The 14,608-nt window shown below is 65.1% G+C and carries 12 protein-coding genes and 2 tRNA genes; 4 read left to right on the top strand and 10 right to left on the bottom strand.

What is annotated here, in order from left to right; genetic code table 11:
• Positions 1–90: 90 nt before the first annotated feature.
• The 4 genes from HMPREF2990_RS00425 to HMPREF2990_RS00410 are packed head-to-tail and all read right to left on the bottom strand — an operon-like array spanning position 91 to position 6,347.
• Positions 91–987, bottom strand: coding sequence for an ATP-grasp domain-containing protein (locus HMPREF2990_RS00425; RefSeq protein WP_070762153.1), 897 nt, complete (start codon positions 985–987; stop codon positions 91–93).
• Positions 980–2,599 carry a bifunctional folylpolyglutamate synthase/dihydrofolate synthase gene (locus HMPREF2990_RS00420; RefSeq protein ID WP_070762152.1) on the bottom strand — a complete coding sequence of 540 codons (1,620 nt, stop codon included), beginning with the start codon at positions 2,597–2,599 and terminating at the stop codon, positions 980–982. The genes HMPREF2990_RS00425 and HMPREF2990_RS00420 overlap by 8 nt, the downstream gene beginning before the upstream one ends.
• A gap of 9 nt (positions 2,600–2,608) precedes the next feature.
• Positions 2,609–5,350, bottom strand: coding sequence for a valine--tRNA ligase (locus HMPREF2990_RS00415; RefSeq protein WP_070762151.1), 2,742 nt, complete (start codon positions 5,348–5,350; stop codon positions 2,609–2,611).
• A gap of 22 nt (positions 5,351–5,372) precedes the next feature.
• On the bottom strand, positions 5,373–6,347 hold the full coding sequence (locus HMPREF2990_RS00410; RefSeq protein ID WP_070762150.1) for a malate dehydrogenase: 975 nt from the start codon (positions 6,345–6,347) through the stop codon (positions 5,373–5,375).
• A 257-nt stretch (positions 6,348–6,604) separates the two neighbouring features.
• Between HMPREF2990_RS00410 and HMPREF2990_RS00405 the strand changes: the two genes are divergently transcribed.
• Complete coding sequence (locus HMPREF2990_RS00405; protein ID WP_070762149.1) at positions 6,605–7,375, top strand: TetR/AcrR family transcriptional regulator; 771 nt, start codon at positions 6,605–6,607, stop codon at positions 7,373–7,375.
• Between the two features lie 7 nt (positions 7,376–7,382).
• Here HMPREF2990_RS00405 and clpX read toward each other — a convergent pair whose 3' ends face one another.
• A complete protein-coding gene (gene clpX, locus HMPREF2990_RS00400; RefSeq protein WP_070762148.1) occupies positions 7,383–8,660 on the bottom strand; it encodes an ATP-dependent Clp protease ATP-binding subunit ClpX in 1,278 nt (425 codons plus the stop codon).
• 221 nt (positions 8,661–8,881) lie between these two features.
• Here clpX and HMPREF2990_RS00395 point away from each other — a divergent pair, with 221 nt between their 5' ends.
• Positions 8,882–9,646, top strand: coding sequence for an alpha/beta fold hydrolase (locus HMPREF2990_RS00395; protein WP_070762147.1), 765 nt, complete (start codon positions 8,882–8,884; stop codon positions 9,644–9,646).
• A gap of 61 nt (positions 9,647–9,707) precedes the next feature.
• Positions 9,708–10,313 (top strand): hypothetical protein, encoded by a 606-nt coding sequence (locus HMPREF2990_RS12580; RefSeq protein WP_141757723.1) that lies wholly within the window; start codon positions 9,708–9,710, stop codon positions 10,311–10,313.
• A gap of 65 nt (positions 10,314–10,378) precedes the next feature.
• Here the strand turns inward: HMPREF2990_RS12580 and HMPREF2990_RS00380 are convergent, their stop codons facing one another.
• The 4 genes from HMPREF2990_RS00380 to HMPREF2990_RS00365 form a co-directional block, all read right to left on the bottom strand.
• A complete protein-coding gene (locus tag HMPREF2990_RS00380) occupies positions 10,379–10,999 on the bottom strand; it encodes an ATP-dependent Clp protease proteolytic subunit (RefSeq protein ID WP_038592057.1) in 621 nt (206 codons plus the stop codon).
• A gap of 34 nt (positions 11,000–11,033) precedes the next feature.
• On the bottom strand, positions 11,034–11,624 hold the full coding sequence (locus tag HMPREF2990_RS00375) for an ATP-dependent Clp protease proteolytic subunit (protein WP_038592060.1): 591 nt from the start codon (positions 11,622–11,624) through the stop codon (positions 11,034–11,036).
• Between the two features lie 172 nt (positions 11,625–11,796).
• The gene (tig, locus tag HMPREF2990_RS00370; RefSeq protein ID WP_070762144.1) at positions 11,797–13,167 is read right to left on the bottom strand and encodes a trigger factor; all 1,371 of its coding nucleotides are present in this window, start codon (positions 13,165–13,167) and stop codon (positions 11,797–11,799) included.
• Positions 13,168–13,245: 78 nt separating this feature from the next.
• Positions 13,246–13,319, bottom strand: a tRNA-Pro gene (locus HMPREF2990_RS00365).
• 328 nt (positions 13,320–13,647) lie between these two features.
• Between HMPREF2990_RS00365 and HMPREF2990_RS00360 the strand changes: the two genes are divergently transcribed.
• The gene (locus HMPREF2990_RS00360) at positions 13,648–14,502 is read left to right on the top strand and encodes a hypothetical protein (RefSeq protein ID WP_070762143.1); all 855 of its coding nucleotides are present in this window, start codon (positions 13,648–13,650) and stop codon (positions 14,500–14,502) included.
• A gap of 28 nt (positions 14,503–14,530) precedes the next feature.
• Here the strand turns inward: HMPREF2990_RS00360 and HMPREF2990_RS00355 are convergent.
• Positions 14,531–14,605 (bottom strand) — tRNA-Gly (locus HMPREF2990_RS00355).
• Positions 14,606–14,608 lie beyond the last annotated feature (3 nt).

Raw genomic sequence — 14,608 nt, 5'->3', positions numbered from 1 at the left:
GACTGGCGTTTTCCCGGGGCCAAGCGGCCCCATTTCCGGTTCGCGGCGGAAGCGTGCGCGTCGGGGGGGTGTTCTGGTCAGCCATGAGACTCATCGTATCTGTGTTGCGGGTTCGGCCATAACTGCTGCGAGCAGCTCGGCGACGTGACCGGCAACGTCGACGCCGGTGACTTCCGTGAGCGAGGCAAATTGTGCGTTCGAGTTCACCTCACCCACGAGCGGCGTTGCGGCGTCCAGGAAGTCGACGGAACCGACTTTCAGGCCGAGGGCGTCCATCGCTGCGCGTGCCGTGTCCACGTACTCCGTCGGCGGGCTCCACGGCTCAGCGCGGCCCCCGCCGGTGATGTTGGCGCGGAAGTCGCCGCCCGTGCCGTAACGACGCATCGCGGCGACGGGCTCACGCCCCACCATGTAGATGCGCGCGTCACGGCCGTGGGAGTCGGCGATGTATTCCTCCACGATGACGGGTGCCGGGTACGCGCCGCGCAGAAACGCAATGAGTTCTGCGCGGTCTCGCACCAGCTCCACGCCCTGGCCCCACGATCCGACGGCGCGCTTGGCCACCGCGGGGTAGCCGAGCGCTTCTTCAACGGCGCCCAAAAACGCACTTGCCGCCCACTCTTCGGGCTCGAGGTTTCGGTAGGCCAATGGCGCGGTGCAGGTACGCGGGTGCGCAATGCCGGCGGCGCTGAGCACGGCGTGCGTGTAGGCCTTGTTGTCGCAGGCCGCGATCGCGGCGGCGGAGTTGGTGGTGCGCACGCCCGCGGCTTCGAGCTGGGCGACGGCAGCCACGTCCTTGTCCATGATCAGCGCCGCCTGCGGCAGGCTTGCGTCCCGCGCCGCGAGTTTCGCCAACGCCTCGTCGGTGCTGATGCGCTGCAGGTCCACCCCCAACGCGGACGCGGCGCGGATGAGCTCCCTGAACTGCCACTCGAATTTGTCCCAGTGCAGCCAACGGTTAGTGACCAGCCACGCGTACTTAGCCATTGCCGCCTTGCGCGTCGGCGGTGAGGAAGGCGCGCGCGTCGCCGGCGGTGGCGACGGATCCGGTGATCAGCACGCCCATGCCGTCCTCGTCGGCTTCCCCGGCAATCTCGCGGGCGAGTTCAACCGCCGCGGGCAGGTGCGCTTCGACGCGGACCCGGTCATCGCCGAAGATTGCGTACGCAAGCTCGGCGAGTTCGTATGCGTCCATGGCGCGCGGCGAGGAGTTCTGCGTGATCACGACTTCGCGCAGCTCGGGCTCGAGCGCAGTGAGCATGGCGGAGGCGTCCTTGTCGGCGAAGATCGACACCACGCCGACGAGGCCCGCGTAGTTGAAGTCGCGGCGGAGTGCGGCGGCAAGGGTGCGTGCGCCGTGGGGGTTGTGCGCGGCGTCGACAAGCAGCACGGGTGCGGTGCCGAAGCGCTCGATGCGGCCCGGGACCTGCACGCGGGCGAAGCCTTCGCGGACGGCGTCGAGGTCGAGCGGATGCTCGCGGGTAACCCCAAAGAAGGCCTCGACCGCGGCGAGCGCGAGCGACGCGTTGGCTGCCTGGTGCGCGCCGGCGAGCGGGAGGAAGATGTCGTTGTAGTCGCCGCCCAGGCCGCGCAGATCAAGCTGCTGCCCGCCGACGGCCACCGTGGACTCGCCGACGCCGAACTCGCTACCCGCGCGCGCGACGATGGCGTCGACCTCCACTGCGCGCTCGAGTACCGCGCGCATCGCTTCCTGCTCCTGCTCGGCGACGACGGCGATGTTTTCCGCCGGACCGAGCCCCTCGGTGCCGCGTGCTTTAATGATCCCGGCCTTCTGGGCGGCGATTTCTGGCAGCGTGTCTCCAAGGAAGCCCTGGTGGTCGAGCCCGATCGGGGTAATTACTGCGACGTCGGCGTCGGCGACGTTCGTCGCATCCCACGTCCCGCCCATGCCGACTTCAACCACGGCGACGTCGACGGGCGCGTCGGCAAACGCGACGTACGCCATCGCCACGAGCACCTCGAAGCGGCTCAGCGGGGTGGCGAATTTCGCGTCGACCATTTGGAGATAGGGCGCGAGCTCGTCGTAAGTCTCGGCGAGCCGCCCCGGCGCGATCTCGGCACCGTCGATCTCGATCGTCTCGGTCACACGCGTCAGCTCGGGGCTGGTGAACAGGCCAACGCGGTGGCCGAGCGCGCGCAGCAGCGACGAGGTCATGCGCGCGGTGGACGTTTTCCCGTTCGTGCCCGCGACCTGGATCACTTTCAGTGTGCGCTCGGGTGAGCCGAGCAGGTCCAGCAGCATGGCGATCCGGTCCAGGCTCGGGTTCGGGTCGGTCGCCCCGGCGCGCGCATCGAGCTCCGCGTTGAGCCGCTCGAGCGCGGCGTGGTCGAAGGGCTCCTCGCTGACGCTTGCGTCATCGCCCGCCAGCTCGCCAACGCGCACGCCGACAAGGTCCGCGAGGTGCTTAAGCTCGCCGTCCTCCGGCTCCGGCTCGATGTGCTCCTGCTCGGTCCCGCCGAGGTTGAGCGTGATGCCGCTGTCGGTCATGGAGAGGCGGCCGAACTCGGTGTCGCGCTCCGGGGGCAGCTCGCCGTACGGTCCGCGTTCGCGGGGAGTGTCCTCGTCGTGCTCAGTCATACCCGCAGTCTACTTCTGCGGCAGCGCCTCGAGGCGTGCGGTGACGCGCTCGAACTCTTCCTGCGCGACCTTCTGGCGCACCTTGATCTTCTCCACCACCTGCTCCGGCGCGTTCGCCAGGAACTGCTCGTTCGCCAGCTTGGTACCAGTGGTATCCAGCTCCTTTTGGGCTGCGGCGAGTTCCTTTTCCAGGCGCTTACGCTCGGCGGCGACGTCGACGGTGCCGGAGGTATCCAGCGCAACGTCGAGGTTCGCCTTGCTCAGTCGCATCTCAATGCTTGCCGACGCCGCGAAGTCCTCGCCCGGCACCTCAACCCGCGCAATCTGGCGCACCATGTCTTCCTGCGCGCCGAGGTCGGCGGAGGCGAAGTCCAGCTTCGCCGGCACCTTCTGCGAAGGCTTGACCCCCTGGTCCGCGCGGAAGCGGCGCAGCTCGGTGATCAGCTTGATGGAATCCTCGATGCGGCGGCGCGCCTCCAGGTCGGTCTCTGCCCCACCGTTGGTGTCGTCGGCGGTCGGCCACTCGGCGAGCGTGACCGTCTCCTCGCCGGTGAGCGCCGTCCACAGCACCTCTGTGATGAACGGCATGGTCGGGTGCAGCAGGCGCAGCAGGACGTCGAGGACGCGCCCCAGCACGATCTGTGTGGTGCGGCCGCGCTCCTTTTCTTCCGCTGACGCGTCAGCCGCAGCGCGCGGGATCTGCGTCTTCGCGATCTCGAGGTACCAGTCGCACAGTTCGTCCCACGCGAAGTGGTAGATGACCTCGTTGGCCTTGGCGAACTGGTAGTCGTCCAGGTAGGCGTCGACGCGGGCGCGAAGCTCTTCGGCGCGGTCGAGAATCCAGCGGTCGGCGTCGGTGAGCGTGCCGCGCTCCGGCAGCTCGCCCACGGCCGCGCCGTTCATCAGCGCGAACTTCGTCGCGTTGTACAGCTTGGTGGCGAAGTTGCGGGCGGCGACGGCGTGGTCGTCGCCGATCGGCAGGTCCACGCCCGGGTTCGCGCCGCGGGCCAAAGCGAAGCGCAGCGCGTCCGCGCCGAAGCGCTCGACCCAGTCCATGGGGTCGATACCGTTGCCCAAAGACTTCGACATCTTGCGGCCCTTTTCGTCGCGCACCAGGCCGTGCAGGTACAGGTCCGTGAACGGGACCTGCGGGTGGCCGTCAGTACCCTCGCCGAGCACCTCGGGCGTGGTCTCGCCCGCAAAGGTGCCGAACATCATCATGCGCGCCACCCAGAAGAACAGGATGTCGTAGGCCGTCACCAGCACCGAAGTCGGGTAGAACTTCGCCAGCTCCGGGGTCTTCTCCGGCCAACCCATGGTGGAAAACGGCCACAGGGCGGAGGAGAACCAGGTGTCCAGCACGTCCGGGTCCTGCTCGTAGCCAGCTGGCGGCTGCTCGTCGGGTCCGACGCAGACCACGTCGCGCTCGCCGTTTTCGTCCTCCGACCCGTACCAGATTGGGATGCGGTGGCCCCACCACAGCTGCCGCGAGATGGTCCAGTCGTGCATGTTGTCCACCCAGTCGAAGTAACGCTTCTCCATCGACTCGGGGTGGATCTTCGTATCGCCGTTGCGCACCGCGTCACCCGACATCTGGGCGAGTTTGTCCACCTTGACAAACCACTGCAGACTCAGGCGCGGCTCGATCGGCTCGCCGGAGCGCTCCGAGTGGCCCACCGAGTGCACGTACGGGCGCACTTCCTTGACAATGCGGCCCTGCTCGGCCAGCGCCTCACGCACGGCGACGCGCGCCTCTTCCCGCGGCATGCCGTCGAAGCGGGTGCCGGTGTTAGCGATGCGGCCCTGCTCGTCCATGATGATGGGCATGTCCAGGTCGTGGCGCAGGCCCATCTCGTAGTCGTTCGGGTCGTGCGCAGGCGTGATCTTCACCGCGCCGGTGCCGAGTTCCATGTCGACGTAGTCGTCGGCGATGACCTTCAGCTTCAGGTCGTCGCGCAGCGGGTGCGCGAACTCCTGGCCGATCAGGTGCGCGTAGCGCTCATCGTCCGGGTGAACCGCGATGGCGACGTCGCCCAGCATCGTCTCGACGCGGGTGGTGGCGACGACGAGGTGCGGCTCGGCGTCGTCAAGCGAGCCGTAGCGGATCGAGACGAACTCGCCCTCGACGTCCTTGTACACGACCTCAATGTCGGACACCGCGGTCTCGAGTACCGGCGACCAGTTGACCAGGCGGTAGTCGCGGTAAACCATACCCGCGTCGTACAGCTGCTTGAAGATGGTCTGCACGGCCTTCGACAGGCCTTCGTCGAGAGTAAAACGCTCGCGCGACCAGTCGACGGAGTCACCGATGGCTCGCATCTGCGTGGTAATCGTGCCGCCGTACTGCTCTTTCCACTCCCAGACGCGGTCGATGAACTCCTCGCGGCCGTAGTCGTAGCGGTCCTTGCCCTCCTCGGCCTTCAGTTTCGTCTCGACTTTGGTCTGGGTAGCGATGCCGGCGTGATCCATGCCCGGCAACCACAGCACCTCGTATCCCTGCATGCGCTTGCGGCGCACCAGGGAATCCATCAGCGTGTGGTCGAGGGCGTGGCCCATGTGCAGCTGGCCGGTCACGTTCGGCGGCGGCAGCATGATGGAGTAGGCGGGCTTGTCCGAGCTGGGATCCGCCTCAAAGTACCCCTTGTCCACCCATCGCTGATAGATGGTGGACTCGTGGTCGCCGGGCTCCCAGCTCTTGGGCAGAGCGTCCGCGCGGTTGTTGCCTACTTGATCATTCCTCGCATCAGTCACGCTTGCCCATCATAGTCCCCGCTTAAAAGAGGCCGTCGGCCACTGCGGCTTCCTCGCGCAGCGCGGTGACGTTCGCGTCGATGCGCTGACGCTGGGCGTCGCTGATCTCGAGGCCTTCAACGAGCTCCCACTCGCCGCCGTTACCAGTCACCGGCACACCGAAGACCAGGCCGGCGTCGATGCCGTATTCGCCTGTCGACGGCCGCGCCACCGTCGTCCAACGCCCCTCGGTGCCCTGCACCCAGTCCCGCATGTGATCCACGGCAGCGGACGCCGCGGACGCCGCGGAGGACTTGCCGCGCACCTCGATGATCTCGCCGCCTCGCTTGGCCACGCGCGGGATGAACTCGCCCGTGTACCAATCCTGGTCCACCTTGTCAGCCAAGGGCTCGCCGTTCACGGTGGCGTAGGTGATGTCCGGGAACTGCGTGTCGGAGTGGTTGCCCCACACCACCAGGCGCTCAAAGGCCGTGGACGGAACCTCAAGCTTCTGCGACAGCATCGACGCCGCGCGGTTGTGGTCCAGGCGCATCAGCGCGTTGAAGCGATCCGCCGGCAGGTCCGGTGCCGCCTTGGCAGCGATGTAAGCATTGGTGTTGGCGGGGTTGCCCACCACGAGCACGCGGACGTCGTCAGCCGCGCCGTCGTTCAGCGCGCGCCCCTGCTCGATGAAAATCTTGCCGTTGGCCGCGAGCATGTCAGCACGCGACTCACCCTTGCCGCGCGGCTTCGCGCCGACCAGGAAGGCCGCGTTCGCGCCTTCGAAAGCCTTGCGCTGATCGTCGGTCACGGTGATGTCGTTGACCAGCGGCATCGCGGAGTCGTTGAGCTCCATCGCGGTGCCCTCGGCAGCGCGGGCGGCGGCCGGGATTTCCAGCAGCGTCAGGTTGACCGGCTGCTCCTTACCAAAGACGTCACCTGCGGCGATGCGCCACAGCAGGGAGTATGCGATGTTGCCGGCAGCGCCGGTGACCACAACGTTGACAGGACTGGACATGATGGCTCCTTGCAAGTGTTCTTCTCGGCGCGCCGACGTTTCACCGCCAGCGCTTCAATGGCACGCCCCAAGTATAGGAACCAACGACCGCGAGCCGGTGGGTTCACTCCCCCCGTTTGGGCGCTTTTCCGCAGGAAAATGTGGGCTTTTTCTTCAGGCTGGGACATTGGGGGTGCCAGTAGGGCACGATGGAGGCGTATGGCCGCAACGCGGCGACCGGCGTTTGCGCCAACCGGTTGGAGAGACAAGGAGACACTGTGACGCCGCTGCCTGAAAAGCACACCGCAGACGCTTCGACCCCGCCGCTCGACGCCCCCGCTGACGCCACAGTTGATGAGGTCGTGGCCACCGCGCTGCGCATGTTCGCGGACGCGGGCTTCCACGCCACGAAGCTGGAGGACATCGCGAAGGCGTCCGGCATGTCCAAGCGGAAAATCCACTACAACTTCGGCGACAAGAAAGGCCTGTATGCTCGCGCCGTGCTGCGCGCGCTGGAGCAGCTGCGCCCGCCGGAGTCCGTCCTCAACCGCTCCTACGCGGTGCCCGTCGAGGGCATGCGCCGCTTTATCGACGCCCTGTATATGGCCATCAAGGACCACCCGGACGCGGTCGTGATCCTGCTGCGCGAGCAGCTCGACCCGGCCCTCGAGGACGCAGACTCGCTCTTTTCCCAGCGCCCCGAAGACGTCGCCCTGCACCTGGAGCGCCTGCTGCTCATCGGCCAGGATTCGGGCGCGTTCCGTCCCGGCATCTCCGCCGACGACGTGCTGTTGCTGTTGATCTCGATCTGCTTCTTCCCCGCCGGGGTGGGCGATGTGGCCCAGGGCCTGCGGGGTGTGAACTTCCGCTCGGAGCGCAACATCACGGGGATGCGCCGCATGGTCATCGACACCGTGATCGCGTTTCTGACCACGAGCATTTCGCCCTCCGGCTACGACAGCTACCTGGAGGCCACCCCGCCGACGCCCGCTGAGGACTCCTCGGACAACCACGACTATCTCAGCGAGCCAGAGGGCGGGATCTACTAGCCAGCGACTACGCCGAGCGCTTCTCGTCGGCGCTCAAGTACTCCGGCTCGGCCTCGCCGCGCACCACCGCGCCGTCGATGACGACCTGGGAAACGCCCTCCCGGTCGGGCAGCTCGTACATGACCGGCACGAGCAGCTCCTCCATGATGCCGCGCAGGCCGCGGGCACCGGTTTTGCGCTCTGCGGCCTTGTCGGCGATGAGTCCCAGCGCGTCGTCGCTAAGCACGAGCTCCGCGCCGTCCATGGCGAACAGGCGCTCGTACTGCTTGACCAGGGAGTTCTTCGGCTCGGTGAGCACGCGCACCATCGCGTCGCGGTCGAGGTCCTCCACGGTGGCGATCACGGGCAGACGGCCGATGAACTCGGGGATCAGGCCGAATTTGACCAGGTCACCGGGCTGCACGCTGGCCAGCAGGTTCGCCTCGTCGCGCTCGTCCTTGGAGTCAATCTCGGCACCGAAGCCGATGCCCTTCTTGCCCACGCGCTCCGCGATGACCTTGTCCAGGCCCGCGAACGCGCCGGCGACGATGAACAGGATGTTCGTCGTGTCCAGCTGGATGAACTCCTGGTTCGGGTGCTTGCGACCGCCCTGCGGGGGCACGGAGGCAACGGTGCCTTCCAGGATCTTCAGCAGCGCCTGCTGCACGCCCTCGCCGGAGACATCGCGGGTGATCGAGGGGTTCTCCGACTTGCGGGAGATTTTATCCACCTCGTCGACGTAGATGATGCCGGTCTGTGCCCGGTTGACGTCAAAATCGGCAGCTTGCAGCAGCTTCAGCAGAATGTTCTCCACGTCCTCGCCCACGTAGCCGGCCTCCGTCAGGCTGGTTGCGTCAGCGATGGCGAAAGGCACGTTCAGCATGCGCGCCAGCGTCTGCGCCAAATAGGTCTTGCCGGAGCCAGTCGGGCCGAGCAGCAAGATGTTGGACTTGGAGATCTCCACGTCGTCCTCGCGGCGGCGCGCAGGCGAGGCCAGCGTGTCCGCCTTGATGCGCTTGTAGTGGTTGTACACCGCGACCGCCAGCGTGCGCTTGGCCTGATCCTGGCCAATGACGTACTGGTCCAAGAACGCGGTGATCTCGGACGGGCGCGGCAGCCGCTCGGACTCGCCCGCCTGGTTCTGCTGCGAGCCGGCGAGCTCCTCCTCGATGATCTCGTTGCACAGCTCGATACACTCGTCGCAGATGTACACTCCGCCGCCCGCAATGAGCTTGCGTACCTGCTTCTGGCTCTTGCCACAAAATGAGCACTTGAGCAGATCCGAGCTGTCGTGTGTTCCTGCCATGTGAGCTGTCTTCTCCTGAGTTCCTACGATGCACAGTCCGTGGCTGCCTGGCGGCACGCACCCCGGGCCACGGACGGGGTTGAAAAGATGAACCCCAAGTGTAGTTGCTGCGTCAAACCGGCGACGGACGGGCGCACATGGAAGCACCCGCTCCCCCACCACGCTCTATTTTCACGCACAATGGGGTCTACACGATCACCCCAAGCATCGAAGGAGCCGCAATGACCAACCTGCACGTCACCGAACACGGCAACAGCAGCGCCCCCGCCGTCGTGCTACTCAGTTCTATCGGCACCACGCACGAGGCCTGGGCAAAGCAGATCCCCATCCTCGCGGAGCACTTCCGCGTGGTCACGGTGGATCACCGCGGCCACGGGCGCTCTGATGCGGCGCGCGTCGCCCCGGGGACGACCACGATGGATACGCTTGCCGCCGATATCCTTCAGGCCCTGGACCAGGTCGGCGTCAACCGCTTCCGTATCGTCGGCCTGTCCCTCGGCGGGGCGCTCGCCCAGTACCTCGCCGCGAAGAGCGGGCGGGTAGAAAAAGCCGTGTTCGCCTGCACCGCGACCTACCTCGGCGGCGAGGAGAAGTGGCGCGAGCGCACCGCAATCGCCCGCGGTAAGGGCATGGAGGCACTCGCGGACGGGATGATGGAAAACTGGTTCACCGAGGGCTTCCGCGCGCAACACCCCGACGAGGTGCGCCGTGTCCGCGACATGGTCGCCGGTATCGACGGCGAGGGCTACGCGCAAAACGGCGACGCGCTCGCCGGCTGGGACTTCGCCGAAGAGCTGAGCGCGATCACCTGCCCGGTGCTCACCATCGCCGGCGCGCAGGACCCGTCGACCACGCCCGCCGAACTCGCGCGCATTGCCGAGGGCGTGGCGGGGCCGGTGGAGCAGGTCGTGATCGATCCCGGCTCGCACCAAGTGGCCATCGAGCGCCCGGAGGAATTCAACCGGGCCTTGACACAGTTCCTCTAAGCCCGATCGGCTACGCTAGTAGCGTTATCCACTCGTGAGGGAGACCGAAAGGAACAGCGAAGTGAAACGCAACCGCACCCAGTCCCTTCTCGTCGCCGTCATCGCCACGGTGGCGCTCGCGGGCTGCGCTGCATCCGCCGAGGAAGAGGCGCGGTTGGCCGAGCCGGTGATCGATTTCCCGGCAACCAGCACTACGGCTACCCCCACGACGGAAAGCTCGCCGACGACTACCGCGAGCGACGACGAGGACGATGAGGAGACCACCTCGTCGTCGGCGACATCGTCTTCGTCGAAGAAGACGTCCACGGCAACGTCGACAAGCAAATCGACCTCGACGCGGAAGACCAGCACCCGCAGGTCCCCGCGCGAGGAGGTGCGCGAGCAGGTCATCACGGAGACGATCGCGGTGGACGATGGCTCCAACGGCTGCGCCTGGCCCGAGCAGGGCGCAGGCAGCGGCAACCAGGAGTACAGCACGTTCTGTGACGGTGCGTGGGCGCGCACCGTTATGCCGGATACCGGGCAGGAGTACTTCTGGGCGTCGAAGGACGGCGGCTGGGTCAGCGTTGACCCGCACGGCACGAACGAGAACGGCGCGTGCTGGGCGCGCGAGGACTTCGCGCAGGCACCTGCCGCGGTGAAGAACTCGGTGCCGTTCTGTAACTAGGCACCGCACAACACGCAAAAGCGCCGCCCCGTAAACTGCGGGCGGCGCTTTTCGTAGCTCGCTACTTAGGCGTTGAGCTTGCGGTAATCAAAGACCTGGTCGATGATCCCGTACTCGACGGCTTCTGCCGCGGTGAGGATCTTGTCGCGGTCGGTGTCCTCGCGGACCTGCTCAGAGGTGCGGCCGGTGTGGTGGGACAGGGTGTCCTCCATCAGGCGGCGCATGCGCTCGATCTCGTTTGCCTGGATCTCCAGGTCAGAGACCTGGCCCTGGGTACCCTGGGTGGCGGGCTGGTGGATGAGCACGCGCGAGTTCGGCAGCGCGGCGCGCTTGCCCGGGGCGCCGGCGGCAAGGATGACGGCCGCTGCGGACGCGGCCTGGCCGAGGCAGACCGTCTGCACGTCCGGGCGGACGTACTGCATCGTGTCGTAGATCGCCATGAGCGCAGTGAAAGAGCCGCCGGGCGAGTTGATGTACATGGTGATGTCGCGGTCCGGGTCCTGCGACTCCAGCACCAGCAGCTGCGCCATGATGTCGTTGGCGGAGGTGTCATCGACCTGGGTGCCGAGGAAGACGATGCGCTCCTCGAAGAGCTTGCCGTAAGGGTCGATCTGCTTAGTGCCGAAGGAGGTCTCCTCCAAGAACTGCGGCAGGACGTAGCGAGAGTTCGGCATCTGGAAAGTCATGTATTAAGTCCTTTGCGTATGTAGGTGTTCCGGGTTAGTTGCCTACTGGGCCGTCGGTCTGCGCGACGTGCTCGATGACGTGGTCAACGATGCCGTATTCCTTTGCCTGCTGGGCGGTGAACCAACGGTCGCGGTCCGAGTCCTTGGTGATCTGCTCAAAGGTCTGGCCGGTGTGTTCGGCGATCAGCTCGGCCATCTCGCGCTTGGTCTGCGCAAACTGCTCGGCCTGGATCGCGATATCAGCCGCAGTGCCGCCAACGCCTGCAGACGGCTGGTGCATCATGATGCGGGCGTGCGGCAACGCGTAGCGCTTGCCCTTCGTGCCACCAGAGAGCAGGAACTGGCCCATGGAAGCGGCCAGGCCCATGCCGTAGGTGGCCACATCGCACGGAGAGTACTTCATCGTGTCGTAGATCGCCATGCCCGCGGTCACCGAGCCGCCGGGCGAGTTGATGTAGAGGGAGATGTCGCGGTTCGGATCCTCCGCGGACAGAAGCAGGATCTGCGCGCAGAGCTTGTTCGCAATCTCATCGTCGACCTGCTGGCCGAGGAAGATGATGCGCTCGCGCAGCAGGCGCTCGTAGACGGAGTCCCCGAGGTTCATGCCGTTGGTTGGCGATGTCATATGACGCTCCTTGAAGTCTAATTTCGTGTTGTAATGCCCCTACCCTACTCGGGGCAAGAGCATTTGTGGCCCCTGTTCGCTACCGGCGTACACGCTTCCAAGCATGCAAAAAGCCACCGCCCTTAAGGGCAGTGGCCTCATGCATGTGCTTATCGACGCCTACCGCACCGGCCTACTTCTCTTCAGCCTCGGTCTCGACGGCCTCGACCTCTTCGTCCTCTTCGATCTCGCCGAAGTAGTCGTTCGGGTCAACGGAGTTGCCCTTGTCGTCGGTCACGGTGGTCAGGCAGATCGCGCCGGCGAGTGCCTTGCCGCGGCGCACGTCTGCGAACAGGTTGCCAATCTGGCCCGACTGCTGCAGCTGGGCCACGAACTGGTTCGGGTCCATGCCGTAGGACTGTGCGGTGAACAGGATGTGATCGGTCAGCTCCTGCTGGGAGACCTCCGGCTGCTCCTGCTCCGCAACCGCGTCGAGGAAGAGCTGGGTGCGCACAGACTCCTCGGCCTGCTCGCGGGACTTCTTGTCGAACTCCTCGCGGGTCGTGCCCTGCGCCTCGAGCAGCTGGGCCAGCGCAGCCTCGTCGTGCGCCATCTGGCCGAGCAGCTGGTGCAGCTGGTTGTGCACCTGCTCTTCCACGACGGACTCCGGCAGCTCAAACTTCGCCTCGGCGAGCGCGGCCTTGAGGACCTCGTCGCGAATGTTCGCAGCCTGCTCTGCCTTGGTGTTCTCCTCGAGCTCGGACTTGGTTGCCTCGCGCAGCTCCTCGACCGTGTCGTATGCGGACGCTTCCTGCACGAAGTCGTCGTCGAGGTCCGGCAGCTTGCGCTCCTTGGACTGCTGGACGTGGACCTTGAAGGTGGCCTCCTTGTCCTTGTGCTCGCCCTGCTGGATGGTGGAGGTGAACTCGTTGTCCTCGCCGGTCTTCATGCCGCGCAGCGCGGTGTCCAGGCCCTTGATCAGGTCGTCGCCGCCGATCTGGTAGGTCAGGCCCTCGGTAGAGGCCTCCTCGACCTTCTCACCGTCGACGAATGCCTCGATGTCGATGATGGCGAAGTCATCGGTCTTCATCTTGCGCTTGGTGTCCTTGAGCTCACCGAAGCGGGAGCGCAGGTTGTCCAGCTCCGCGTCGACGGCCTCGTCGTCGATCTCGATGGCCGGGACGGTGACAGCAATCTTGGAGAAGTCCGGGACCTCAATCTCCGGGCGCACGTCGACCTCAGCCACGAACTCGACGACGTCGTTGTCCTCGATCTTGGTGATCTCGAGCTCAGGCTGCGCGAGCGGGGTCAGCTCGTTCTCGTTGATGGCCTGCTCGTAGCGCTGCGGCACCATGTCGTTGACGACCTGCTCCAGGATCGGGCCGCGGCCGAAGCGTGCGTCGATAAGCTGGCGCGGAGCCTTGCCGCGACGGAAGCCCGGGATGTTGACCTGCTGGGCGATGGACTTGTACGCCTGGTCAATCTCCTTCCCGAGCTCGTCGAAGGGGACGCTCACATTGAGCTTCACGCGGGTCTCGCTGAGCTTCTCGACGGAAGTCTTCACGGATAACTCCTGTACTAGTTGATTGCAAAATATGTCTATGTGCAGCAAGCCCGCTCACGAGGAGCGGGCTTGCCTTTGTCGGGGCGACAGGATTTGAACCTGCGACCCCCTGCTCCCAAAGCAGGTGCGCTACCAAGCTGCGCCACGCCCCGCAATTTCACGACGTGAGCTGCGATTAAGCAGAGTGTTGGGGCACTCCACAAACTCACGCCAAGCAATTGTAGCGTGCAGCACGGATAATACAGAATTCAGCCCCACGAAACGGCGCCGGCGGAGCATGGCGTTTTCACTGATGACTGTTTTATGAATTTTAGAAAACAGTCGTCAACGCTATTTTTGCCTTTTTGACGGAAGCTCACCTGGGGTTTTGGTGCTCCATTCTCGCTGATGACTGTTCTGCGAATTTTCAAAAACAGTCATCAAGGCTGACCAAGGAACTTTCAGCGCCCGTAACCGCCAGAAATACGACATACTGTCACCATGGTCGGGGGAACAACCGCGCAGGAAAAGCGCGAAGAAGAACTTGCGCTCATCAACACTGTCTTAAGTAGGCGAGGCAAAGCAGTCATCACTGGTCCGGCAGCTGCCAGAGTCTTGGGATTGAGCACCCTGCACTGGGTCACCCGCGTCGACCTCCTTTATACGAGCAGGTCTCACGCGAGAGTGAAGTCGGACTCGTCTCAATTCATAGTTCACAACGCCAAGCTCGCAGAGAGTGACTTTATCACCGAAGACGGGGTACGTCGGGTGTCGGTGATCAGAACGCTTTTCGATTCCTACCGTTACTACGGGCGTATGGAAGCACTCGTGCAGATCGAGTCCGCGCGCTGGAAGTGGCCAGACCTGACTGTTGCTGCACTGCTGGATCGGTGCGAGACGCTGCCTCGGGCCAGGGGGCTTCGTGGGTTTCGGGAACTGATTCGGCATTCGGCGGATACTTCGCAGAGTCCGCTGGAAACGATTGTGCGGGATCGACTCCTCAACGCAATGCAATCCGGCGCGCTTACCGGGGTTGAAAGCTTGGAGTTCCAGGTTGGGTTTCGCATCGAGAACCAGCAGGGCCTGACCACGACTGCCTGGGCCGATGCGCTCATCAACGGCCACATCGTGTTGGAAGCGGATGGTGCGGAGAAGACTCACGGCGGTTTTGGCGACCCGGTGGAAGCGTTGAACAGGGAGCGTCACCGCGAAAAGGAGCTCCAGAATCGTGGCGCGGTGTTCTACAGAGTGGGCTGGCAGGCTGCACGGGAACCGGACTTCATCGCGCGTCTGCAGCGGCTCATTCAAGCACACCCTGGGCAAAAACAGCTGCCGGGCAGAATCGACGCAAAGTAAAAAAACCGGCACCTAACGGCACCGGTCGTGGAGGGAATGACGGGAATCGAACCCGCGTCTTCAGCTTGGAAGGCTGAGGTATTAGCCACTATACGACATTCCCAAT

This window comes from Corynebacterium sp. HMSC071B10, from assembly GCF_001814825.1.
In the GTDB taxonomy this organism is placed as follows: Bacteria; Actinomycetota; Actinomycetes; order Mycobacteriales; family Mycobacteriaceae; genus Corynebacterium.
The sequence above is the reverse complement of the archived record's forward strand: the minus strand, read 5'-3'. Positions and strand labels throughout refer to the sequence as shown.